Source organism: Streptomyces tanashiensis (assembly GCF_014648895.1).
Lineage (GTDB): Bacteria > Actinomycetota > Actinomycetes > Streptomycetales > Streptomycetaceae > Streptomyces > Streptomyces tanashiensis.
In genome coordinates, this window is record NZ_BMRZ01000003.1 from 228,460 (window position 1) to 251,074 (window position 22,615).

The 22,615-nt window shown below is 71.9% G+C and carries 20 protein-coding genes; 18 read left to right on the forward strand and 2 right to left on the reverse strand.

The window, feature by feature from the left end:
- Window positions 1–32 precede the first annotated feature (32 nt).
- From obgE to galE, 5 genes are all read left to right on the forward strand, one after another.
- Window positions 33–1,472 carry a GTPase ObgE gene (gene obgE / locus IE237_RS11640; RefSeq protein WP_189801833.1) on the forward strand — a complete coding sequence of 480 codons (1,440 nt, stop codon included), beginning with the start codon at window positions 33–35 and terminating at the stop codon, window positions 1,470–1,472.
- A 174-nt stretch (window positions 1,473–1,646) separates the two neighbouring features.
- Window positions 1,647–3,284 carry a glycosyltransferase gene (locus IE237_RS11645; protein WP_189801834.1) on the forward strand — a complete coding sequence of 546 codons (1,638 nt, stop codon included), beginning with the start codon at window positions 1,647–1,649 and terminating at the stop codon, window positions 3,282–3,284.
- 208 nt (window positions 3,285–3,492) lie between these two features.
- Window positions 3,493–6,279 carry a bifunctional glycosyltransferase/CDP-glycerol:glycerophosphate glycerophosphotransferase gene (locus IE237_RS11650; protein WP_189801835.1) on the forward strand — a complete coding sequence of 929 codons (2,787 nt, stop codon included), beginning with the start codon at window positions 3,493–3,495 and terminating at the stop codon, window positions 6,277–6,279.
- Window positions 6,272–7,426 carry a glycosyltransferase gene (locus IE237_RS11655; protein ID WP_189801836.1) on the forward strand — a complete coding sequence of 385 codons (1,155 nt, stop codon included), beginning with the start codon at window positions 6,272–6,274 and terminating at the stop codon, window positions 7,424–7,426. The genes IE237_RS11650 and IE237_RS11655 overlap by 8 nt, the downstream gene beginning before the upstream one ends.
- 113 nt (window positions 7,427–7,539) lie before the next feature.
- Complete coding sequence (gene galE, locus IE237_RS11660) at window positions 7,540–8,532, forward strand: UDP-glucose 4-epimerase GalE (RefSeq protein WP_189801837.1); 993 nt, start codon at window positions 7,540–7,542, stop codon at window positions 8,530–8,532.
- A 106-nt stretch (window positions 8,533–8,638) separates the two neighbouring features.
- On the opposite strand, the gene IE237_RS11665 is transcribed toward galE, so the two are convergent.
- Entirely contained in the window at window positions 8,639–10,366 is a 1,728-nt protein-coding gene (locus tag IE237_RS11665; protein ID WP_189801838.1) for a DUF6056 family protein, read from the reverse strand.
- A 300-nt stretch (window positions 10,367–10,666) separates the two neighbouring features.
- On the opposite strand from IE237_RS11665, the gene IE237_RS11670 reads away from it, so the two are divergent.
- The 7 genes from IE237_RS11670 to IE237_RS11700 all read left to right on the forward strand — a co-directional run bounded on the left by IE237_RS11670 (window position 10,667) and on the right by IE237_RS11700 (window position 17,260).
- Window positions 10,667–11,662, forward strand: a complete 996-nt coding sequence (locus IE237_RS11670) for a glycosyltransferase family 2 protein (RefSeq protein WP_189801839.1) — start codon at window positions 10,667–10,669, stop codon at window positions 11,660–11,662.
- A complete protein-coding gene (locus IE237_RS11675; RefSeq protein ID WP_189801840.1) occupies window positions 11,662–12,153 on the forward strand; it encodes a GtrA family protein in 492 nt (163 codons plus the stop codon). The genes IE237_RS11670 and IE237_RS11675 overlap by 1 nt, the downstream gene beginning before the upstream one ends.
- 108 nt (window positions 12,154–12,261) lie before the next feature.
- Window positions 12,262–13,365 carry a glutamate 5-kinase gene (proB, locus tag IE237_RS11680; protein ID WP_189802538.1) on the forward strand — a complete coding sequence of 368 codons (1,104 nt, stop codon included), beginning with the start codon at window positions 12,262–12,264 and terminating at the stop codon, window positions 13,363–13,365.
- Between the two features lie 151 nt (window positions 13,366–13,516).
- Window positions 13,517–14,008 carry a DUF8830 family protein gene (locus tag IE237_RS11685; protein ID WP_189801841.1) on the forward strand — a complete coding sequence of 164 codons (492 nt, stop codon included), beginning with the start codon at window positions 13,517–13,519 and terminating at the stop codon, window positions 14,006–14,008.
- Window positions 14,009–14,144: 136 nt separating this feature from the next.
- Window positions 14,145–15,428: a glutamate-5-semialdehyde dehydrogenase gene (locus IE237_RS11690; RefSeq protein WP_189801842.1), complete on the forward strand. Its 1,284-nt coding sequence runs from the start codon at window positions 14,145–14,147 to the stop codon at window positions 15,426–15,428.
- 77 nt (window positions 15,429–15,505) lie between these two features.
- The gene (locus IE237_RS11695; protein WP_189801843.1) at window positions 15,506–16,078 is read left to right on the forward strand and encodes an SCO2584 family spore wall biosynthesis protein; all 573 of its coding nucleotides are present in this window, start codon (window positions 15,506–15,508) and stop codon (window positions 16,076–16,078) included.
- 99 nt (window positions 16,079–16,177) lie between these two features.
- Complete coding sequence (locus IE237_RS11700; protein ID WP_189801844.1) at window positions 16,178–17,260, forward strand: SCO2583 family membrane protein; 1,083 nt, start codon at window positions 16,178–16,180, stop codon at window positions 17,258–17,260.
- On the opposite strand, the gene IE237_RS11705 is transcribed toward IE237_RS11700, so the two are convergent.
- Window positions 17,245–18,387 carry a M48 family metallopeptidase gene (locus IE237_RS11705; protein ID WP_189801845.1) on the reverse strand — a complete coding sequence of 381 codons (1,143 nt, stop codon included), beginning with the start codon at window positions 18,385–18,387 and terminating at the stop codon, window positions 17,245–17,247. The two genes, IE237_RS11700 and IE237_RS11705, sit on opposite strands and share 16 nt — an antisense overlap.
- A gap of 128 nt (window positions 18,388–18,515) precedes the next feature.
- Here IE237_RS11705 and IE237_RS11710 point away from each other — a divergent pair, with 128 nt between their 5' ends.
- The 6 genes from IE237_RS11710 to IE237_RS11735 all read left to right on the forward strand — a co-directional run bounded on the left by IE237_RS11710 (window position 18,516) and on the right by IE237_RS11735 (window position 22,553).
- A complete protein-coding gene (locus tag IE237_RS11710) occupies window positions 18,516–18,707 on the forward strand; it encodes a hypothetical protein (protein WP_189801846.1) in 192 nt (63 codons plus the stop codon).
- 83 nt (window positions 18,708–18,790) lie between these two features.
- A complete protein-coding gene (locus IE237_RS11715) occupies window positions 18,791–18,952 on the forward strand; it encodes a hypothetical protein (RefSeq protein ID WP_189801847.1) in 162 nt (53 codons plus the stop codon).
- Between the two features lie 52 nt (window positions 18,953–19,004).
- Window positions 19,005–19,625 carry a nicotinate-nucleotide adenylyltransferase gene (nadD, locus tag IE237_RS11720; protein ID WP_189801848.1) on the forward strand — a complete coding sequence of 207 codons (621 nt, stop codon included), beginning with the start codon at window positions 19,005–19,007 and terminating at the stop codon, window positions 19,623–19,625.
- A 19-nt stretch (window positions 19,626–19,644) separates the two neighbouring features.
- A complete protein-coding gene (locus tag IE237_RS11725) occupies window positions 19,645–21,354 on the forward strand; it encodes an LCP family protein (protein ID WP_189801849.1) in 1,710 nt (569 codons plus the stop codon).
- Between the two features lie 84 nt (window positions 21,355–21,438).
- Window positions 21,439–21,903: a ribosome silencing factor gene (rsfS, locus tag IE237_RS11730; protein WP_041129201.1), complete on the forward strand. Its 465-nt coding sequence runs from the start codon at window positions 21,439–21,441 to the stop codon at window positions 21,901–21,903.
- On the forward strand, window positions 21,900–22,553 hold the full coding sequence (locus IE237_RS11735) for a histidine phosphatase family protein (protein WP_189802539.1): 654 nt from the start codon (window positions 21,900–21,902) through the stop codon (window positions 22,551–22,553). The genes rsfS and IE237_RS11735 overlap by 4 nt, the downstream gene beginning before the upstream one ends.
- Window positions 22,554–22,615 lie beyond the last annotated feature (62 nt).

The window sequence follows — 22,615 nt, forward strand, 5'->3', positions numbered from 1 at the left end:
CATTCCGCACGTAATTCTCTGGAGGCACACCCATGACCACCTTCGTGGACCGCGTCGAGCTGCACGTCGCCGCGGGTAACGGAGGCCACGGCTGCGCCTCCGTCCATCGCGAGAAGTTCAAGCCGCTCGGCGGCCCCGACGGCGGAAACGGCGGCCGTGGCGGCGATGTGACCCTGGTCGTCGACCAGTCGGTCACCACCCTCCTCGAGTACCACCACTCGCCGCACCGCAAGGCGACCAACGGTCAGCCCGGCGCCGGCGACAACCGCTCCGGCAAGGACGGCCAGGACCTGGTCCTGACCGTGCCCGACGGCACCGTCGTCCTCGACAAGCGCGGCAACGTCCTCGCCGACCTGGTCGGCCAGGGCACCACCTTCGTCGCCGGCCAGGGCGGCCGCGGCGGCCTCGGCAACGCCGCGCTGGCCTCGGCCCGCCGCAAGGCCCCCGGCTTCGCGCTCCTCGGCGAGCCCGGTGAGTCGCGGGACATCGTCCTGGAGCTCAAGACCGTCGCCGACGTGGCCCTCGTGGGCTACCCGAGCGCCGGCAAGTCCTCGCTCATCTCCGTCCTGTCGGCCGCCAAGCCGAAGATCGCGGACTACCCGTTCACCACGCTCGTCCCGAACCTCGGCGTGGTCACGGCCGGCTCGACGGTCTACACGATCGCCGACGTGCCGGGCCTGATCCCGGGCGCGAGCCAGGGCCGCGGCCTCGGCCTGGAGTTCCTCCGCCACGTCGAGCGCTGCTCTGTGCTCGTCCACGTCCTCGACACGGCGACGCTGGAGTCCGAGCGCGACCCGGTCACCGACCTCGACGTGATCGAGGAGGAGCTCAAGCAGTACGGCGGCCTGGAGGACCGGCCGCGGATCGTCGTCCTCAACAAGATCGACATCCCGGACGGCCAGGACCTCGCGGACATGATCCGCCCGGACCTGGAGGAGCGCGGCTACCAGGTGTTCGAGGTCTCCGCCGTGGCCCGTACGGGTCTCAAGGAGCTCTCCTTCGCCCTCGCCGGCATCGTCGCCGAGGCGCGCGCGGCCAAGCCGAAGGAGGAGGCGACCCGTATCGTCATCCGCCCGAAGGCCGTCGACGACGCGGGCTTCACCGTCACGTACGACGAGCAGGAAGAGGTCTACCGGGTGCGCGGCGAGAAGCCGGAGCGCTGGGTCCGCCAGACCGACTTCAACAACGACGAGGCCGTGGGCTACCTGGCCGACCGCCTCAACCGCCTCGGCGTCGAGGACCAGCTGATGAAGGCCGGTGCCCGCGCGGGCGACGGCGTCGCGATCGGCGCCGAGGACAACGCGGTCGTCTTCGACTGGGAGCCCACCATGATGGCCGGCGCCGAGATGCTCGGCCGCCGCGGTGAGGACCACCGTCTGGAGGCCCCGCGCCCGGCGGCGCAGCGCCGCCGCGACCGGGAGGCGGAGCGCGACGACGCGCAGCGCGAGTTCGACGAGTTCGACCCGTTCTAGCGGGCGGAGCCGGGCCGGACGCGGTGCATCCGCCGCTTCGGCCCGGCTCTCCCACGGGACGCCGGCCGGCCCGCCGGCGGCGTCCACCGGCCGGGCACCCCACGGGGTGTCCGGCCGGTTCCGTTCCGGCTCCGGCCGCCCCGCGGCCGTTCGGGGGACACGTAGGATTCACGGGTGAGTGAGACCCCCCGGCCGCAGGCCGCCGCGCGTGTCAGTGTCGTCGTCATCGCGTACAACGACGCGGCACACGTCGGCGACGCCGTCCGTTCCGCGCTCGCCCAGGGCGAGGCGGTCGGTGAGGTCGTCGTCGTCGACGACGCCTCCGGGGACACCACGCCCGAGGTCCTCGCCGGATTCGCCGGCGAACCGCGCGTGCGCCCGCTGATCCGGCGGGAGAACAGCGGCGGCTGCGGCACCCCCCGCAACGACGGCATCGACGCCGCCGTCCACCCCTACGTCCTGTTCCTCGACAGCGACGACCTGCTGATGCCCGGCGCCGTCGACGGGCTGCTCGCCGTCGCCTCCGCGCAGGACGCCGACGTCGTCGCCGGAATCTGTGTGCGGCGCGAGCTCCCCGAGGGCCGCGAGACCGTCTGGGCGCCCTCGCTGTACGACGTGTCCCAGGGCGCCACCCTCCCCGGCACCGTCCTCGACGGCGTCGAGAAGCACCCGGAGTTCGTCCTCGACACCCTCTCCGTCAACAAGCTCTACCGCCGGGACTTCCTCGACCGGCACGCCATCCGCTTCCCCGACGGCGCCTTCCACTACGAGGACTTCGTCTTCAGCGCCCGGGTGCAGGCCGCCGCCCCGCGGCTCGCCGTCACCGACGTCCCCGTGTACGTGTGGCACGTGCGGCGGCAGGCCGCGACCCTGTCGATCTCGCTGCGCCGCGCCTCCCTGGCCAACTGGGAGCACCGGATCGCCGCGCACGCCGCGGTCGTCGACGTGTTCCGTACGGCGGGACGGCCGGCGCTCGCCCGCGCCGCGCAGACGAAGTTCCTCGACTACGACCTCCCCATGTACCTGCGCGAGCTGCCGCAGCGGACCGCCGCCTACCGGGCCGACTGGTGGACGGTCACCCGCGCCCACCTGGCGGACTTCGAGGCCGCCGCGGTCGCCGGGGCCCAGGCCCCGTCCCGCTGGCTGCACGCCGGACTCACCGCTCTCCCCGCCGTGCCCGAAGGACGGGAGCTCACCCGGTTCGTCGAGCTGGCCGCGCCCCGGCCCCGGCTCGTGCCGCCGTACCCGCGCGCCGAGGACGGCGCGCCGGTCCTGTCCGCCGCGCCCGCCGACGTACCCCTGGAGGGTCTCGCGGAGCTCACGCCCGGGGAGCTGCCCGTGGCCGTGGACGGGTCCGTGACCGTCGGCGCGTCCACCCGGCTGACCCTGACCGTCCACGATCTCTACGGGCGTGTCGCCGCACTGCGCCCCACCGCCGTCCGCGTCGCCTTCACGGAGCGGGTCTCGGCGGCCGAGCTGTCGGCCGACGCGCCGCTGCTGCCGACGGAGGAGGGCTGGACGGCCACCGTGTCGCTGCCCACCGCGAAGCTGGTCCGCGCGGGCCGGCTCGCCGCCTGGTCGCTCGGTGCCGAGCTGCGGTACGCGGACGGTTCGACCGGGAACGCCGAGGTCAGGGCCCCGCAGGGGTTCGTGGGCCGGCGCGGGATGGTCCTCGGCCGACTGGGCCGTGTGCTGCTCGTCCAGGTCGTGGCCTCGGCGCGCCGCGGGCTCGTCCTCCGCCTCGCGGGCGGTGCCGTCGGCGCACGTCAGGTGGTCTCGGGCCGCTTCAAGAGGCTGTTTGCGATGCGGTGAACATCACCGAAGGCCCGGGAGAGCAGGTATGGAACAATTCCTCCTGCCGGGTAGTCTTTCCGGTCGCCGGGTGGCGCTCGTCGGAACGAGGGGGGCGGCACCTTTCACCACTGAAGGCAGTAGCGCCATTGACCATGGCGCAGGCAGCGCCGCGCCTGGCTCGGAACGTGTGCCAGTTGCCGCCGCACGCACTTGTGAGAGGACTTGGATGCCGACTAGCGACGTCCCTGATGTGAGCGTCGTCATCATCGTCTACAACGATGAGGAACGGCTCCCGCGAGCGGTCCGGTCCGTGCTCGACCAGACCCTGAACAACCTCGAAGTGATCATCGCCGACGACTGTTCGACCGATGGCACCGAGCGTGTCGCGCGTTCTCTGGAGGCTTCCGACCCGCGCGTGCGCTACGTGCGGCTCGAACAGAACAGCGGCGGCTGCAGCGCGCCCCGGAACCGCGGCATCGCCGTCGCCCGGGCCCCGCACGTCATGTTCCTGGACAGCGACGACGAGCTGCCCCGTCACGCCTGCAAGAGCCTGCTCCTCGTCGCCGAGGAGACCGGCGTCGACTTCGTCACCGGTGAGGTGACCCGGCTCTTCGAGGCGTCGAACACCACCGGCCTCTGGTACCCGCACCTCTTCACCGAGAAGCGGGTCGTGAACGGCATCGCCGAGGCGCCCGAGTACTTCTTCGACCACCTGTCGACGAACAAGCTCTACCGGACCTCCTTCATCCGGGACCACGCCCTCACCTTCCCCGAGGGCATCCACTACGAGGACCAGCTGTTCTCCGCGCAGGCCTTCTCGCTCGCGGAGTCCTTCGCCGTCGTCCCGTGGTCGGTCTACACCTGGCGCCTCGCGCCGGAGAGCGTCTCCATCTCCTCCAGCCGCCACAAGATCCAGAACGTCGCGGACCGCATCGGCGTGGCCCGGCTCATCGACACCTGGTTCGAGGAGAACGGCCGCGGGGAGCTGCGTGCGGAGAAGGACTACAAGTTCCTCCGCCACGACTTCCGCCTGTACCTGGGCGACCTGCCGTTCCGTGACCTCGACTGGACCGCCGAGTTCGCCGACGTGGTGAACCCGTACCTGGACGAGATCTCCGACGAGACCTACGCCCGGCTCTCCCGCGAGGAGCGCGTCTGCATCCACCTGCTGCGCACCGGCCGCCTGGAGGAGCTCCAGGTCGCCGCCCGCCAGCTGGGCCGGCCGCAGCTCGCCCCGCGCTTCGCGACGGAGGAGGGCGAGGCCACCTACTGGGGTGCCGTCGCCCCCGCCGACGACAAGAGCCGCAGCGAGCTGGACATCAGCGAGTGGTACCTGCGCGAGCAGGTGCTCGCCACCGGCCGCATCCGGCACGAGCTGACCTCCGTGACGATGCTGGGCCCGGTCCTGCACCTGGAGATCCGCACGTACGACCCGGCCGGTCTGATCACCGAGGGCACCCGCGCCTCGGTGAAGCTGGCCGCCCACAAGACGCCGCTCACGGTGCCGCTGACCCTGAACCCGCAGGGCGACGGCCAGTACGTCTCCAAGGCCGAGCTGGACTTCCGCAAGGTGCCCGTCGGCAAGGTCGGCGTGGCGACCCGCCGCCACCCGGTGGTCGCCCTGGAGCGCGACGGCGGCCGTCGTACGGACATCCTGCTGGCCAAGCACGACCAGCCGGACTTCCGCGCCACCGTCACGTACCACAAGTTCGGCATCCACCACCTGCGCATCGGCGCGGAGCAGAAGGGCGCCGGCCGCCTCGAGGTGACCTGGAACCGTTCCGGTGTCCTCAAGTCCCTCGAACCGCTCGGCCCCATGGCCCGCAAGGCCAAGGGCAAGGTCGGCAAGGTCAGGAAGATCCTCGTCGGCAACGAGGGCAAGGCCACCGCGTACGACGCCGTGTCCAAGCTCCCGCGCCGCAAGCGCCACCTCGCGGTCTTCGAGGCGCTGGAGGGCCGCGGCTACGCGGACAGCCCGCGCTACATCTACGAGGAGCTCAAGCGCCGCAACCTCCCGATCGACGTGGTCTGGTCGTACTCCGGCGACCGCTCGTCCTTCCCGAAGGACGTCACCCTCGTCAAGCGCGGAAGCTTCGCGTACGGACGCGCGCTGGCCCGTGCCAGCTACTGGGTCGACTCGCACAACCTGCCGTACCTGTACCCGAAGCCGAAGGGCACCCGGTACCTCCAGACCTGGCACGGCCAGACCTTCAAGGCGATGGGCTTCGACGTGCCCTCGCTGCGCGGCGCGTCGGACATCGAGAAGGGGCGCTTCCGCGCCGCCGTCGGCCGCTGGGACGCCCTCGTCTGCCCCAGCGCCGAGTTCGAGCGGACCTTCGTCCCGGCCTTCGAGGTCTCGGCCGACCTGATCCGCTCCGGCTACCCGCGCAACGACGTGCTGGTGCGCTGGGCCGAGCCCGAGCAGCAGGCCAGGGCCGCCGCCGTCCGCGAGGCCCTGAACATCCCGGCCGACAAGAAGGTCCTGCTCTACGCCCCGACGTTCCGTGACGCGGCCCGCCGCACCGGGCAGTCGGTGCGCGTGGACCTGGAGGCCCTGGCCCCGCACCTGTCCGACCAGTGGATCATCGTCGTGCGGACCCACCCGTACGACCGCTTCAAGATCGCTCCGGAGCTGGGTCACTTCCTGCGCGACGGCTCCTCCTACGCCGACATCAACGACGTGATGCTGGCCTCGGACGCCGTCCTCACGGACTACTCGTCCCTGATGTTCGACTACGCCAACACCGGACGTCCGATACTGCTCTACACGGACGACTACGAGGCGTACAAGGGCGGCGACCGCGGCACGTACTACGACCTCGAAGAGATCGCGCCCGGCCCGATGGTGACGACCACCGAGGACCTCGCCGCCGCCGTGCGGGACCTGGAGGGCACCCAGGAGCGCCACGCCCAGCGGTACGCGCGCTTCCAGGAAATGTTCTGCTCGTACGAGACCGGCCACGCCAGCAAGATGGTGGTCGATGCTTTTTTCGAAGGCGGCACCGATGACTGAGGCCTCCCCTGTCCGCAACGTGTTCTTCGTCGGTATCGACGTCGACTCGATGGGTGGATCCCAGCGGGTGCTGCACACCCTCGCCCAGGGCATGGGGGAGCGCGGTCACCGTGTCGAGCTGATCGGCATCCGGCCGAGCCCCGAGCCGTTCCCGTACAACGCCACGCGCGCGTACGAGCACTCGACGCTCTACCCGGCCCCCTCCGAGCCCAAGCCGCCCGTGCGCACGGTCGGCGACCGGATCAGCCTGGCGCGGCGCGCCGACGCCCGTCGCTCCCGGGCCGACCGCGACAACGCGCGGGCGGAGTTCGAGCGGAAGCTGGCCGAGGTCAAGGACGGCTACATCGTCTTCGGCTCGCCGTGGGCCGTGGACTGGGTCATGCCGCTGAAGTGGCGTCACCTCAAGGGCATCGGCCAGTACCACGAGTCCTTCGCGCAGGCGAAGCGCAGCGCCAACCTGGGCCTGATCCGGCGTCACTACCCGGAGCTGGAGCAGACCCTGGTGCTCTCCGAGGGCGACGCGGTCGAGTTCGTCAACCAGCGCGTGCCGAACGTGCGCGTCATGCCGAACCCGCTGCCGTTCTTCCCGGACGAGCTCGCCCCGCTCGACACCCGCAAGATCGGCGCGGTCGGCCGGCTCGACCCGATCAAGCGGTACGACCGCATGATCGAGGCCTTCGCGCAGGCCCACCAGGGCCGCGACGGCTGGGAGCTGCACCTCTTCGGCGAGGGCCCGCTGGAGAGCGAGCTCCGGATGCGCGCCGAGGACCTCGGCGTCGCCGACCAGGTCGTCTTCCGCGGCACGGCGCAGGACATGGCCGCCGCCTACCGCGAGCTGTCCGTCGTCGCGATCAGCAGTGAGCGCGAGGGCCGTCCGATGGCGCTGGCCGAGGCCGCCGCCTGCGGCGTGCCGTGCGTCAGCTTCGACGTCTCCGGCGGAGTCCGGGAGCTCGTCGCGGACGGCGTCTCGGGCACCCTGGTGCCGCCGGCCGACGTGCCGGCGCTCGCCGCCGCGCTCGGTGAGCTGATGGACGACGACGCGATGCGCCGGCGGTACGGCAAGGCCGGCCGCGAGCACGTCGCGCACCTGGCGCTGCCGCACGTCCTCGACCAGTGGGAGGCGGCGTTCGAGGAGATCGAGCGCTAGACCCACGGCACGCCGGAGCCCCGCCCGACCACGTGTCCGGGCGGGGCTCCGGCGTGTCCGGGGCCACTTCCGCGGCCCCCGGGAGGCCCGGAGGCTGTGGCTACACTGTCGGAATGACCTGGCTCATCACCGGCGGCGCCGGTTACATCGGTTCCCACGTCGTCAAAGCAATGACCGAGGGCGGCGAGCACGTCGTCGTGGTCGACGACCTCAGCACCGGCAACCCGGCGCGCCTCCCCGAGGGCATCGTCCTGGAGCAGGGCACGGTCCTCGACCGCGCGTTCCTCGACCGCGTGCTGCGCGAGCACCAGGTGAAGGGCATCGTCCACCTGGCCGGCAAGAAGCAGGTCGGCGAGTCGGTCGAGAAGCCGCTGTTCTACTACCACGAGAACGTGACGGGCCTTCAGATCATCCTGGACGCGGCCGCCGCCGCGGGCGTGAAGAGCTTCCTCTTCTCCTCCTCCGCCTCCGTCTACGGCATGCCCGACGTGGACCTCGTCACCGAGGACACCGAGTGCCTGCCCCTCAGCCCGTACGGCGAGACCAAGCTCGTCGGCGAGTGGATGGCGCGCGCCGTCGGCCGGGCCCACGGCCTCTCCACGGCCTGCCTGCGGTACTTCAACGTGGCGGGCGCGGCCACCCCGGAGCTCGCCGACACCGGTGTCTTCAACCTGGTCCCGATGGTCTTCGAGCGCCTCGACGCCGGGGAGTCCCCGCGCATCTTCGGTGACGACTACCCGACGCCGGACGGCACCTGCATCCGCGACTACATCCACGTCGCCGACATCGCCGACGCGCACCTGGCCGCGGCCCGCGCGCTCGTCGCGGCGGGCGAGGCCGGCGAGACGGCCACGCTGACCCTGAACATCGGGCGCGGCGAGGGCGTGTCGGTGCGCGAGATGGTGGACCTCATCAACGAGGTCACCGGCCACACCGTCGAGCCCCTGGTCACCCCGCGCCGTCCCGGCGACCCGGCCCGCGTGGTCGCCTCGGCCGAGCGCATCGAGTCGGAGCTCGGCTGGAAGGCTCAGCACGACGTCCGCTCCATGATCACCTCCGCCTGGGAGGGCTGGGGCGCGAACCGCGCCGCCCGCGCGGCCGTCTGACCCGACTGTCCGGCGAGAGCGGGGTGCCCCGAGCAGGGGCGCCCCGCTCTCGCGTGTCCGGGTCCAGGGCCGCTTTCGTGTGTCCGGGGCGGGGCCGCCCGGGCTCTCAGGGCCGGTGGATGCGGTTCACGCCGTAGTACGTGGCCGTGCACTGCGCCGCCCAGTCCCGCTTGTACGAGGACGCGTAGAGGGGCTCGGTGAGGCCGCCGATGAGGAGCGGTTCGTACGCGACCTCGCGGGCGCCGGCCGCCACCTCCTGCCGGATCCGGGCGTTCTGCCGGTCCCAGGCGACGGAACGCACCACCGTGCTCGTGGTCAGCGCCTGCACCGGCTGCACCAGGGCCGCCACGCTGCCGACGGCGACCGCGCCGGCCGCCACGAGCACGGCGCCACGAGCGGCGGGGCGCGTCGCTGCCGACAGGCGCCGCCCCAGGAGAAGACCTCCCCACGCCCCGTACGCCCAGAGGGCGATCAGCAGCGGGAGCAGGAAGCTCGTCCAGGTGCGGCCGTAGGTCCAGCCGGTGTCCCCGTACCCGCTGCGCAGCCCGAAGACGACGGCCAGCGCGGCGAGGCCGATCAGCGGCAGGGGCAGGATCACCGCCACGCGGAAGAGCGCGCGCGGGGGGAGACCCGGGGCACCCCGTCGGGCGCCGCCCTCCTGCCGGGGGTCGGTGACGGCGAGCGCGAGGCCGAGCAGCACGCCGACGGCCAGGGTCCCCAGGTACGCCCACTGGCCGCCGACCGTCTGCCAGAGGCGCCACCAGTCGTGGAAGGTCTCCCCGATGCTCGCGGCCGACAGGGGCTCCGGCGGGTGCTGGGCCCGCCGCCAGCGTGCTCCGGGTGAGGTGTAGAGAAGGGTGAGGCCGGTGAGGAGCCCGAGGCAGGCCGCCGCGCACCAGGTGGACACGTACCGGTCCCGGGTCCAGCCGAACCGGGGGAGGCAGAGGACTCCCGCGGTGGCCGAGAACAGACCGGCCACCAGAGTGAACGGTTCGCTCAGCATGCCGAGCGCCACGCCGGCCAGGAGCGCCGACACCACCGCCGCCGCCCTGGCCCACCGCAGGCCGCTGCGGGCGGCGCGGACCGCGCCCAGCACGGTCCAGACGCCGATCACGCTCGGCAGGGTGTGGGAGATCGTCGCCGGCGCCCAGAGCAGCACCTGGTACGAGCGGGTGCCGGCGAAGAACAGCAGCGCGGCGATGAGCGCCGCCGCGGCCACGAGCAGCACCGTGGGCGGATCGGCGGGCGGATCGGTGGGACCGTCGCCCGCGCGCGCGGCCCGGCGCAGGGAGCGCAGGGCGGTGCGGGCGAGGAGGAACAGCCCCGCGCCCAGCGTGAGGATCAGGAACGCCGGCAGCAGCTTCGGCCCCCGCATGCCGTCGGAGTAGAGGAGGCCGGTGACGAAGGCGTTGGTGACGCGCCCGTTCTGGGTGCGGTAGAAGTCCGAGGTGATCCCCAGGACGCCCATGTCGCGGGCCTTCCAGAGGGCGCACCAGTCGTCCGAGGTGGGACGCACGTAGACCCCGAGGAAGGCGCCGACCGAGAGCAGGGCCCCGGCGCCCGCGGCGACGAGGAGCGCGATCCAGGACAGCACCCGCCGGAGTCCGTCCTGACGCCAGGCCGGGTCTCCCGTCCCCTCCGCCTTCTCCTCTTCCGCCCCTTCTCCGGTCCCTTCTCCCGTTCCTTCCCCTGTCGCCTCTCCTGATCCTTCGGCCGTCCCCTCGGCCGTCCCCTCGGCGGTCTCTTCGGCGGTCTCTTCGCCTGTCTCCTCGCCGGTGCCTCCGGCGTCGCCGCCGGCCTCCTCGCCCCGCCCGTCCTGCCCTCCCTTTCGCATGCGCGCATCACCGTGCTCCGAGATGGTCGTCCTGCTCAACGGTCATCGCTCCAGCTGGCCAGGGGCCCGTGGCCTGTCGCCCCAATGGGTGACAAACGAGTGAAAAAGCCACGTATACCAATATCTTGTCCACATGCTTTGCTTCATGGACGACATGCCGACCGGGGGCGGTCACTCGGGCGATGCCGGACGGTCACCGCCCCGCCGTACCGTGGCCGCGCTGCTCGAAGGAGAGTCCGGTGGCGGTCCTTCCAGTCCTTCAGGACGTCTTCTCGCCCATCCCTCTGGAGTGACCGTTCCATGACCAGGCTTTCCGTCGTCGTCCCCTGTTTCAACGAGGAAGACGTCATCGAGCGGTTCGACACGCGGATGCGACAGGTGCTCGACGCACTCCCGGTCGGATACGAGATCTGCTACGTCGACGACGGAAGCTCCGACGGAACGCTCGGCAAGCTGCGCGAGATCGCCGCCCGGCACCCGCAGCACACCCAGTACGCCTCCTTCAGCCGCAACTTCGGCAAGGAGGCCGCCATGCTCGCCGGCCTGCGCAAATCCACCGGCGACGCCGTCGTCATCATGGACGCCGACCTCCAGCACCCGCCCGAGCTGCTCGCGCGCATGCTCGACCTCTACCACCAGGGCCACGACCAGGTGATGGCGCGGCGCACCCGCGAGGGCGACAAGAAGGTCCGTACGGCGCTCAGCCGGGTGTACTACCGGGCCGTCAACCGCTGGGTCGACGTCGAACTCACCGACGGCGTCGGCGACTTCCGCCTGCTCTCCCGGCCCGCCGTCGACGCCCTGCTGTCGCTGCCCGAGTACAACCGCTTCTCCAAGGGCCTGTTCTCCTGGATCGGCTTCGACACCGTCACCTTCGACTACCAGAACGCCGCGCGCGAGGGCGGTGAGACGAAGTGGAAGTTCAGCTCCCTGCTCAACTACGGCATGGACGGGCTGATCTCCTTCAACAACCGCCCGCTGCGCATCGCCCTCTGGCTCGGCATGATGCTCACCGGCCTCGCCGCCCTCTACGCGGTCTGGGTGACCGTCGCCGCGATCACCCAGGGCGTCACCGCTCCCGGCTACGTCACGCTGGTCGCGATCATCGTGGGGCTCGGGGGAGTGCAGATGGTGATGCTGGGACTGATCGGCGAGTACATCGGCCGCATCTACTACGAGACCAAGCGCCGGCCGCACTTCCTCGTGAAGGAGACCCACCGCTCCTTCGGCCGCGCGGCCGCCGAGCGGGCCATCGCCGAACGCATCCGTGTCGCGACCGCCGAGCGGGAGCACTGATGGAGCCGGCGGGCACCGCGGACGACGCAGGCCGTGCGCGGGGCGCGCGGCGCGCGCGACTCGCGGAGATCTTCCGCTTCGCCCTGGTCGGCGGCGTCAACACCGGTACCTTCTTCGGCTGTTATCTGCTGCTGCACCCGTGGATGCCGTACTTCGCCGCGTACTCCCTCGCCTTCCTCCTCAGCATGATCGGCTCCTTCTTCCTCAACACCTACTTCACCTACCGCACCCGGCCGACGTGGAAGAAGTTCGCCCTCTTCCCGCTCACCAACGTCACCAACTACCTGGTGCAGAGCGTCGGTCTCTACGCGCTCGTCACCTGGGCCGGAATGGACGACAGAATCGCGCCACTCGTCGCGGCCGTCGTCGCCATTCCCTTCACCTACCTGATCTCCCAGCGGATCCTGGTGCCCCGCGGCACCGGCCGGCCCTCCGCCGCCTCCGGTCCAGGGAGCGAAACGGACGAGCGGCAGCCCTCCCGGCTCGCGTAGATTGCCTGGCAGCCGCGGCGGGGAGCGCGCGGCGCGTGGGACAGCCGAGTGAGGACGACGCAGGTGGCGACGCAGGTGACGGGACAGACGGACGTGGCAAGGCAGTACGTGACGGAGGCCCGCAGGATCGTCGTCAAGGTCGGATCCTCCTCGCTCACCACCGCCTCCGGAGGCCTCGACGCCGATCGCGTCGACGCCCTCGTCGACGTCCTCGCCAAGGTCCGCAGCGGCGGCGAGAAGGAGATCGTCCTCGTCTCCTCCGGTGCCATCGCCGCGGGACTCGCCCCGCTCGGCCTCACCCGCCGCCCCAAGGACCTCGCCCGCCAGCAGGCCGCCGCCAGCGTCGGCCAGGGCCTCCTCGTGGCCCGCTACACCGCCTCCTTCGCCCGCTACGGCGTCCGCGTCGGCCAGGTCCTCCTCACCACCGACGACACCAGCCGGCGCGCCCACTACCGCAACGCGTACCGGACCCTGGACCAGCTGCTCGCCATGGGCGCGCTGCCCGTCGTCAACGAGAACGACACCGTCGCCACGGACGAGATCCGCTTCGGCGACAACGACCGGCTCGCCGCCCTCGTCGCCCACCTCGTCCGCGCCGACCTGCTCGTGCTGCTCTCCGACGTCGACGGGCTGTACGACGGAGACCCCTCCAAGCCCGGCACGTCGAGGATCGCGCAGGTCACCGGCCCCTCGGACATCGCCCACGTGGAGATCGGCGCCGCCGGCAAGGCGGGAGTCGGCACCGGCGGCATGGTCACCAAGGTCGAGGCGGCCCGGATCGCCGCCGCCGCCGGCATCCCCGTGGTCCTCACCTCCGCGAGCCGGGCCGCCGACGCCCTCTCCGGCCGGGACACCGGCACGTACTTCCACAGCACCGGCCGCCGCTCCGCCGACCGGCTGCTCTGGCTCGCCCACGCCTCCACCCCGCAGGGCTCCCTCAGCCTCGACGACGGAGCCGTACAGGCCGTCGTCGAGGGCAAGAAGTCCCTGCTCGCGGCCGGTGTCGCGGCCGTCGAGGGCGATTTCGTCGCCGGCGACCCCGTCGAGCTCCGCGACGCCTCCGGCCGCGCCGTCGCCCGCGGCCTCGTCAACTTCGACGCCAAGGAGCTGCCCCGGATGCTCGGCCGCTCCACCCACGAGCTCGTCAAGGACCTCGGACCCGAGTACGAGCGCGAGGTCGTCCACCGCGACGACCTGGTCGTCATCCGCTGAGACGGCCGACGCCGAAACGGCTGAAAGTCTGGCCATCCGGAAGGGACGTTTACCAAAACCGCCCCATGTGCCGCCTCGGACTGGTCAACTTTGTCTCGGGGGTAAGACAAGGCGGGGTACAGCACCACACGCATCACACAGGAGGCCGCCGGTGAGACGAGCGCGCCCAGGGGCACCGCCCCGCGGGACTGCCGAACGCGCCCTGACCAGTGTCGAGGCCGGAGCCGACTTCGACGAGGCACGGGACAGGTCCACGGACAGGAAGACCGAGACCACCACCGAGACACGTGAGGAACGGCCGGTGTCCAAGCTCTGGCACATCACTCTCAGTGTGTCGGGCGCGGAGTCACCGCTGAAGGAGGTGCGACGCGGGCTCGAACAGCTGGCCCACGACCGCCCCTTCCTGCTGACCAGCCGCTATGCCAACGACCACGCCGAGATCCGGTACTGGGAGGAGGCCCGCGACCTGCACGACGCGGCGGCCGTCGCCCTCCGCCTGTGGGGCGAGCACCGGCAGACCGCCAAGCTGCCGCCCTGGGAGATCGTGGGACTCGAGGTCATCGACCGGGAGACCTACCACCAGCGGATCGCGGAGGGCTACGGCCCGCCACCCGCCGCCCCCGTCGGCGTCCACCCGTACTGACGGACGGGCCCCGGAACCGGGTACCCCTGGACGGGTCCCGGCGTCGGGTGCCGACGGACGGGCCGCGGCGTCGGGGCGAGTCTCGGATTGCGGGATACGTGAGGGATGTCCGCAGGGGTGCCAGTACCCTGCGGGCATGACCTCGCTCACGCCCCTCGACAACCTCTCCCCGGTCACCCGGGCCGCCTACCGGGCCCGTGGCGCCGCCGCCGAAATCGCGCCACTCCCGCGCGCGGCCAAGGACGACGCGCTCCTCGCGATCGCGGACGCCCTCGAAGTCCGCACCGCCGAGATCGTCGAAGCCAACGCCGTGGACATCGCCAAGGCCCGCGAAGCCGGGACCAGCGAGGCCATCATCGACCGTCTGACCCTCACCCCGGAGCGCGTCCGGGCCATCGCCGCCGACGTCCGTGACGTCGCCGCGCTGCCCGACCCCGTCGGCGAGGTCGTCCGCGGCTCGACCCTCCCCAACGGCATCGACCTGCGCCAGGTCCGCGTCCCCCTCGGGGTCGTCGGCATCATCTACGAGGCCCGCCCCAACGTCACCGTCGACGCCGCCGCCCTCTGCCTCAAGTCCGGCAACGCCGTCCTGCTCCGCGGCTCCTCCTCCGCGTACGCCTCCAACACCGCCCTGGTGACCGTCCTGCGCGATGCCGTCGGCGGCGCCGGACTGCCCGCCGACGCGATCCAGCTCGTCCCCGGCGAGTCCCGCGACTCGGTCCGCGAGCTGATGCGCGCCCGCGGCCTCGTCGACGTCCTCATCCCGCGCGGCGGCGCCTCGCTGATCAAGACGGTCGTCGAGGAGTCCACCGTCCCGGTCATCGAGACCGGCACCGGGAACTGCCACGTCTACGTCGACGCCCAGACCGACCTCGACATGGCCGTCGAGATCCTGATCAACTCCAAGGCCTCCCGGGTCAGCGTCTGCAACTCCGCCGAGACCCTCCTCGTCCACCAGGACGTCGCCGAGGCCTTCCTGCCCAAGGCCCTCGCCGCCCTCGCCGAGGCCGGCGTCACCGTCCACGCCGACGAGCGGGTCCTCGCCCTCGCCGAGGGCTCCAAGGCCACCGTCGTCCCGGCCACGCCCGAGGACTGGGAGACCGAGTACCTCTCGTACGACATCGCCGCCGCGGTCGTCGACTCCCTCGACAAGGCCGTCGAGCACATCCGGATGTGGTCCTCCGGTCACACCGAGGCGATCGTCACCACCTCGCAGGCCGCGGCCCGCCGCTTCACCCAGCTGGTCGACTCCACCACGGTCGCCGTGAACGCCTCCACCCGGTTCACGGACGGCGGCCAGTTCGGCTTCGGCGCCGAGATCGGCATCTCCACCCAGAAGCTGCACGCCCGGGGCCCCATGGGCCTTCCCGAGCTGACCTCGACCAAGTACATCGTCACCGGTGACGGTCACGTGAGGTAACACCTCCTTTTCGGTACGGGCGGGGAGGGTTCGCACTCTCCCTGCCCAAAAGCACCTTCCGGGTCTACTCTGAATCCGTGCCGGACGACGTGGGGGGCAGGCCGTTCCAGGACGGCGGGGACCCCGAGGAATCTGTCGACCGCGGAGGCGCCGACGAGGTCCACGCCGACGTGGTCTTCGACGAGGACTTCGTCAGGGCCGCCACCATCCACGAGCCCACCGCGGTCGAGCGGCTCCTCGCCGCCGCCCAGGCCCGTGCCGAGGCCGAGGCCGCCCGCGCCCGCGCCGGCGGCGGATCCGTCGAGGACGACCCCTACGAGGACGGCCTCGACCCCCTGGGCCTCACCTACGAGCCCGACGACATCGGCGACGACGCCAGCCCCTACGGCCGCCACGGCGGGGCCCTGCGCCCCTACCGGGGCCGGGCCCGCTGGCTCAGGCCCGTCGCCTGGGTCCTCGCCCTCGTCATGGGCGTCGGCATGGTCGCCCTGGCCTTCAGCGCCGTCTACCGGGGCGCCGCCGCCAACCACGAGGACCAGGTCCCGCCGCCGGCCACCACGGGCGTCGACACACCGAACCCGAACCCCGCCCCACCGGCCGCCCATGTCCCCGTCGCCGTCCCCGCGGCCGGGTCGGCGTCACCCCGATAGGCGCTCCGCGCCCGCCGGTACACCCTGACGGCGGAATTCTTCCGAAGTTGTCGTGTACCTGGGCGTTTACCAAAGCCTCCGCGGACCTACCCTGAAGGTATGGCAGGGCGTGGCGACCCGCCTGAGGGGACACCCGAGGGGTTCCCCGGCGGTGAGGACGAATACCGATCCGTCGTCTTCGACGAGGCGTTCATCCGGGCTGCCCACCTCCAGGAGTTCTCGGCCCAGGAGCGGATGGGCGAGTACGCCCAGGCCGTCCGCAGCCGCTCGTCCTGGGAGGGCCGGAGCGGATCCCGCCAGGCGGTCCTGCTCGTGCTGCTGATCCTCCTCGCCTTCGGAACCGCCATCTACCTGGGCGTACGCAACCCGTACCAGCCCCCCGTCGACGAGCGGGCCGAGCCCCTGCGGACCACCGTCGTCCCGCTCGCCCCCCAGGGCCCCGTCCCGGGCGGCACACCCACCCAGCTCTTCGCCCACAGCCCGGTCGCCGAGTACCGCACGGGGGCCGCCGGCATCAATCTGCCCATCGCCGGGCGCACCTCCCACTTCGCCGAGAGCCAGGTCGTCACCGGCCTCAGCATCGCCAAGGACTACCTGGTGGCCTCCTCCCTGGAGCCCGACGTCCTGTCCGGGGCGACCGTCCGGCCCGCGCGCCTGCTGCTCGACCCGGACCAGCTGGAACAGTTCGACCGGAGCGTCGAGTCCCCCTCCGACGACGGCCGGCACGCCCTCGCGGGCTGGCTGGTCCGCTTCGACCCCCGGCAGGTGGCCCTCGCGGAGCCCGCCGCCCGCGTGCAGGGCACCCTCCGCTTCGAGGAGACGAGCCCCGACACGCTGGACGTCACCGCGGACCACACGTACACCTACGCGCTCCGCCCGGCCGCCCAGGGCAGCGGTCCGGTCGCCGCGGCTTCGCTCTTCACGGTCCACCGCGTGGTGCACTTCCGCTTCGACCGGGAGGACCTGCGCATGCACCGCGCGGAGCTCCTGACCAGCACCGTCGAGGCCGGGCCGCAGGCGTGCGGCCCCGACACCACGGGCTCCCTGAAGCCGCTCCTGGCGGGAGCGCGGGCCTCCGACGCGGGCGGCGGCCCGGTGGTCACCGACCCGTACGCCACCGCCCGGCCCGCCGCCCCCGCGCTGTGCGGAGCGCTGGCGCCGAGCGCTCAGCCCTCGCTCTGACCGTCCCCGGTCCCGTCGTCGGTGCGCTTCCCGGCCCCGCCGCCGTCGCCCTTGCCGTCCCCGGCCGTGCCGCCGTCCGTCTTCTGGCCGCCCTGGCCGCCACCGAACCGGTTGCGCAGCCGCCCGCCCAGATCGCCCGCCAGGTCACCGGCGCCGCCGGCTATGTCCCCGACCAGCTTGATCAGCGGATCCTTGCTGGTCCGCACCGTCTCGGCGTAGTGCCCGGCCGACTCCCGGAAGGAGTCCGTGACGGACGTGTCCTTGTCCTCCGAGCGCTTCGGGTAGTGCCCGTCCATGATCCGCTGGAAGTCGCGGTGCTCCGACCACTTCTTCAGCTCCGCCGCCCGGACGGTGGTGAAGGGGTGCGAGCGCGGCAGCACGTTGAGGATCTTCAGGACGGAGTCCCGCAGGTCCCCGGCCTTCTCGTACTCGTCGGCCTGGGCGAGGAACGCGTCCACGTTCATCTCGTGGAGGTGGTTGCCGCCGGCGATCTTCATCAGGCCGCGCATCGAGGCCCGCACGTCCTGGCCGACGAGGAGACCGGCCCGGTCGGCGGAGAGCTCCGACTTGCGGAACCACTCGCGCAGCGCGGTCACGATGGCCGTGATCGCGACCGTCCCCAGCGGGATCCAGGCGATCTTGAGCGCCAGATTGGTGAGGAACAGCAGGACCGTTCGGTAGACGGCGTGCCCGGAGAGCGCGTGCCCGACCTCGTGGCCGACGACCGCCCTCATCTCCTCCTCGTCGAGGAGCTCCACCAGACCGGTGGTGACCACGATGATCGGCTCGTCCAGGCCGATGCACATGGCGTTGGGCTTCGGGTCCTGGGTGACGTACATCGGCGGGACCTTGTCCAGGTCCAGGATGTAACAGGCGTCCCGCAGCATGTGGTTGAGGTGGCTGAACTGCGCGTCGCTCACCCGGACGGAGTCCGAGAGGTAGAGGAGTCGCAGGCTGCGCTCCGGCAGCAGCGCGCTGAGCGCCTTGAAGGCCGTGTCGAAGCCGCTGAGCTTCCGCAGGGCCACGAGGGCCGAACGGTCGGCCGGATGCTCGTAGGCCCGCGAGGAGATGCCGGGGAACCGCTTCCGCTGCCTGCTCGGCACGTTCCCCTGGTCGTTCTCGGTCATGGATGCCCCCTGTTCGTACGAGTCGGTGCTCGTCCCCCTGACTGAACCCAGCGTAGGGGCTGGCGCTACCGTGTGCCGGGGCCTGTGGATAACTGGGGCACCGAGGACTACCGAAGGGCACGACCGACATGCCGGACACCGCCGACGCCGCAGCCGGACTGCTCGCGGCCGCCGCACAGCAGGGCCTGGGCGACACGCTCCGGATCGTGCTGCTCGCCTCGATCGTGGGCGGGGCCCTGCTCGCCTGGCTGCTGCTGCGCGGGTATCGCAGCGACGACACCGGCGGCGACGGCGACGCGGACCGCGACGCCAACGCCTGAGTCGGCGTGAGCGCGCCGCGACCGCCCGCATACGATGTGCGCGAAGTCTCCGCTCCCATCCCCGATCGATAGGTCTGCCGAAGATGAGTCTCCACAGCACCGCCGCCAACCTGGTCACCCTCGCCGAGGGGGCCGAGCACGGCGGCAACCACGACAGCCTCAGCCCCTACCTCACCGGCTTCGGCGCCTTCGGCGTCCTGCTTCTGCTGCTGTGGATCACCACCCGCTTCAACCGCGACCGCTGAACCGGAGACCGCTGATCCGGCGCCCGTCGCCGTGCCAGTAGGCTCTGCACGCATGGGAGAGCAGGAAATGCCTACTGGCGGGCGCGGGAAGCGCCGACTCGGCGTGATGGGTGGAACCTTCGACCCGATCCACCACGGACACCTGGTGGCGGCCAGCGAGGTCGCCGCCCTGTTCCACCTCGACGAGGTGGTGTTCGTGCCGACCGGGGAGCCGTGGCAGAAGAGCCACAGTGTCGTCTCCGCGGCCGAGGACCGTTATCTGATGACGGTCATCGCCACTGCGTCCAACCCGCAGTTCTCCGTGAGCCGCATCGACATCGACCGCGGCGGCGCGACGTACACCATCGACACCCTGCGGGACCTGGCGCGCCTCAACAGCGACTCGGACCTGTTCTTCATCACCGGGGCCGACGCGCTGTCGCAGATCCTCACCTGGCGCGACGCCGAGGAGCTGTTCTCGCTCGCCCACTTCATCGGCGTCACCCGGCCGGGCCACGACCTGACCGACGACGGACTGCCCAAGGGCGGGGTCTCGCTCGTCGAGATCCCCGCGCTCGCCATCTCCTCCACCGACTGCAGGGCGAGGGTCGCGCAGGGCGATCCCGTCTGGTACCTGGTCCCGGACGGCGTGGTGCGCTACATCGACAAGCGCCAGTTGTACCGCGGCGAGTGAGCTTCGGGGAGGGGCACCGGTGAACGATCAGCAGCACCCGTACGACCCGTACTATCCGCAGCCGCAGATCATCGGCTACGACGAGTACGGGCAGCCGGTGTACCAGCAGCCGCAGGCGCAGCAGCAGGCGCCGGCGCAGCACTACGACCCGTACGGCGGGCAGCAGCAGCCGCAGCAGGCGTACGGCTACGACCCGTACGCCCAGCAGCAGCCCGTCCAGGAACCGGTCCAGCCCGCGCCGTACGAGCCGTACGCGCAGCAGGGCTACGCCTACCCGTCCTACGACACCGGACAGCAGCAGTGGGCCGCCCAGGCCGAGCCCGCCCCCGCACCCGTCCAGGCGCCCGTCCAGGCCGCGCCGACGGCCCCCGCGGCGCCCGCCCCGGTCGCGGCGCCGGCCGGAGTCCCCGGCCAGCGCCCCGCGTCCGAGCGGTCCGCCGCGCCGCGGCAGGACGAGGACGACCGCGCGTACCGCACCGAACAGTTCTCGTTCATCGAGGAGCCCGACGAGGACTCCGAGGACGTCATCGACTGGCTCAAGTTCACCGAGAGCCGTTCGGAGCGGCGCGAGGAGGCCAGGCGGCGCGGCCGCAACCGCATCGTCGCGCTGGTCGTCGTCCTCGTGCTCGCCGTCGCCGGCGGCGTCGGCTACCTCTGGTCCGCCGGCCTGCTCCCCGGTTCGTCCGACCCGGAGGGGAAGAGCGGGAACACGGCGACCGGCCCGCAGCAGCGCGACACGATCGTCGTCCACCTCCACGACCTCAAGAACGGCAACACCTCCACCGCCCTGCTCGTGGACAACACGACCACCCGCCAGGGCACCACGGTCCTCCTCCCCAACTCCGTCGTCGTCGCCGACTCCGAAGGCGCCGGGACCACCCTCGGCAAGTCCGTCGAGGACGACGGCTCCAGCGGCACCCGGGAGGCGATCGGCAACCTCCTCGGGACGAAGATCACCGGCACCTGGCGGCTGGACACCCCGTACCTGGAGAACCTCGTCGAGTCCGTCAGCAGCATCGAGGTCGACACCGACACGGACGTCCCCGACACCAAGAAGGGCGCCGAGCCGCTGGTCGAGCAGGGCGAGAAGCAGACGCTGAACGGCCGCGCCGCCGTCGCCTACGCCACCTACCGGGCGCCCGGCGAGGCCGAGGCCAAGCAGCTCCAGCGCTTCGGACAGGTCATGTACGGGGTGCTGCGCAAGTTCTCCAGCGACCCCGAGGCGGCCACGGTCACCATCGAGACGCTCCAGCAGATCCTCGACCCCTCGCTCCCGGAGAAGGACCTCGCCGCCTCCCTGGCCAAGCTCGCCGAGCACGCCAAGATCGGCGACTACAAGACGGCCCTGCTCCCGGTGGGGCAGGACGGCGCGCTGACCGACGGCGCGAGCGACAGCGTGGTGAAGGACATCCTGGGCGGCAAGGTCACCGCCCCCGAGGCGGGCGAGGTGCCCCACGTCTCGGTCCGGGACGGTTCCGGCAAGAAGGCGGCCGAGGCCGCCCGGGTCGCCCTGATCAACGGCGGCTACGCCTTCGTGGGCGGCGCCGAAGCGCCGACCCGGGAGGAGTCGCAGGTCCTCTACGGCGACGACGCCCAGAAGGCGACGGCGGCCGAGGTGGCCAAGACGCTGGGGCTGCCCGCAGGCTCGGTCGAGAAGGGCAAGCCCTCGGGAACGATCGCGGTCACCGTGATCCTGGGCCGGGACTACAAGGTTCCGGGGGCCCGGTAAGGGGCGCCCCGGAAAACGCCGACAGGGCCGTCGGCGGTCCGTGAGACCCTGGAGGGGTACTGGACCGCCGACGAAAGCCTGCTTGTGACCGCTACGGACCGTTCCATCGAGCTCGTCAAGACCGCCGCCCAGGCGGCCGCCGACCGGCTCGCGCACGACATCATCGCGTACGACGTCAGCGACGTGCTGTCGATCACCGACGCCTTCCTGCTCGCCTCCGCGCCCAACGACCGCCAGGTCAAGTCGATCGTCGACGAGATCGAGGAGCGGCTGCAGAAGGAGCTCGGCGCCAAGCCGGTCCGCCGTGAGGGCGACCGCGACGCGCGCTGGATCCTGCTGGACTACGTCGACATCGTCGTCCACGTCCAGCACAGCGAGGAGCGGGTCTTCTACGCCCTGGAGCGGCTGTGGAAGGACTGCCCCGAGCTCGACCTGCCCGAGGACGCCCTGAAGACCCGCGGCAAGGCCGCCGAGCACGCCGCGCTGACCGGCGCCGACATCGAGGCCGGCTCCGGCCTTCCCGAGGGACCGGACGGTGAGCTGAGCTGAGCACCGGCAAGGGCGGCACGGGCCGCCGCATCGTCCTCTGGCGGCACGGCCAGACCTCCTGGAACCTGGAGCGACGCTTCCAGGGCTCGACCGACATCGAGCTGACGGAGACCGGCGTCGCCCAGGCGCGCCGGGCCGCACGGCTGCTCGCCGCGCTCAAGCCGGACGCCATCGTGGCCTCCGACCTCAAGCGGGCGGCGGCCACCGCCGCCGAGCTCGCCGTGCTCACCGGCCACGCCGTCTCCCACGACTCCGCCCTGCGCGAGACGTACGCGGGGGAGTGGCAGGGCCTGACCCACGACGAGATCGTCGCGCGGTACGGCGAGCAGTACGCCGCGTGGAAGCGCGGCGAGCCCGTGCGCCGGGGCGGCGGCGAGCTGGAGACCGAGGTGGCCGACCGAGCCGCCCCGGTGGTCCTGGAGCACGCCGAGAAGCTTCCCGAGGAGGGCACGCTCGTCGTGGTCAGCCACGGCGGCACCATCCGCACCACCATCGGCCGGCTCCTCGGGCTGGAGGCCCAGCACTGGGAGAGCCTGGGCGGGCTCTCCAACTGCTGCTGGTCGGTGCTCGGCGAGGGCGCCCGTGGCTGGCGCCTGATGGAGCACAACGCGGGCACGCTGCCCGAGCCGGTCCTCGGCGACGACGACTGAGCCCCACGACCGGCCTGCCGGACCAGGATTTCACTTTCCGGCAGGTCACAGGCTAAAGTTCT

Excerpts from the sequence above, each read along its gene's own strand:
- IE237_RS11690 (WP_189801842.1), top strand. The coding sequence starts at position 14,145 with ATGACCTCGCTCACGCCCCTCGACAACCTCTCCCCGGTCACCCGGGCC.
- IE237_RS11665 (WP_189801838.1), bottom strand. The coding sequence starts at position 10,366 with ATGCGAAAGGGAGGGCAGGACGGGCGGGGCGAGGAGGCCGGCGGCGAC.
- IE237_RS11650 (WP_189801835.1), top strand. The coding sequence starts at position 3,493 with ATGCCGACTAGCGACGTCCCTGATGTGAGCGTCGTCATCATCGTCTAC.
- IE237_RS11715 (WP_189801847.1), top strand. The coding sequence starts at position 18,791 with ATGAGTCTCCACAGCACCGCCGCCAACCTGGTCACCCTCGCCGAGGGG.
- IE237_RS11700 (WP_189801844.1), top strand. The coding sequence starts at position 16,178 with ATGGCAGGGCGTGGCGACCCGCCTGAGGGGACACCCGAGGGGTTCCCC.
- IE237_RS11675 (WP_189801840.1), top strand. The coding sequence starts at position 11,662 with ATGGAGCCGGCGGGCACCGCGGACGACGCAGGCCGTGCGCGGGGCGCG.
- galE (WP_189801837.1), top strand. The coding sequence starts at position 7,540 with ATGACCTGGCTCATCACCGGCGGCGCCGGTTACATCGGTTCCCACGTC.
- IE237_RS11705 (WP_189801845.1), bottom strand. The coding sequence starts at position 18,387 with ATGACCGAGAACGACCAGGGGAACGTGCCGAGCAGGCAGCGGAAGCGG.
- IE237_RS11655 (WP_189801836.1), top strand. The coding sequence starts at position 6,272 with ATGACTGAGGCCTCCCCTGTCCGCAACGTGTTCTTCGTCGGTATCGAC.
- nadD (WP_189801848.1), top strand. The coding sequence starts at position 19,005 with ATGGGAGAGCAGGAAATGCCTACTGGCGGGCGCGGGAAGCGCCGACTC.
- obgE (WP_189801833.1), top strand. The coding sequence starts at position 33 with ATGACCACCTTCGTGGACCGCGTCGAGCTGCACGTCGCCGCGGGTAAC.
- IE237_RS11670 (WP_189801839.1), top strand. The coding sequence starts at position 10,667 with ATGACCAGGCTTTCCGTCGTCGTCCCCTGTTTCAACGAGGAAGACGTC.
- IE237_RS11710 (WP_189801846.1), top strand. The coding sequence starts at position 18,516 with ATGCCGGACACCGCCGACGCCGCAGCCGGACTGCTCGCGGCCGCCGCA.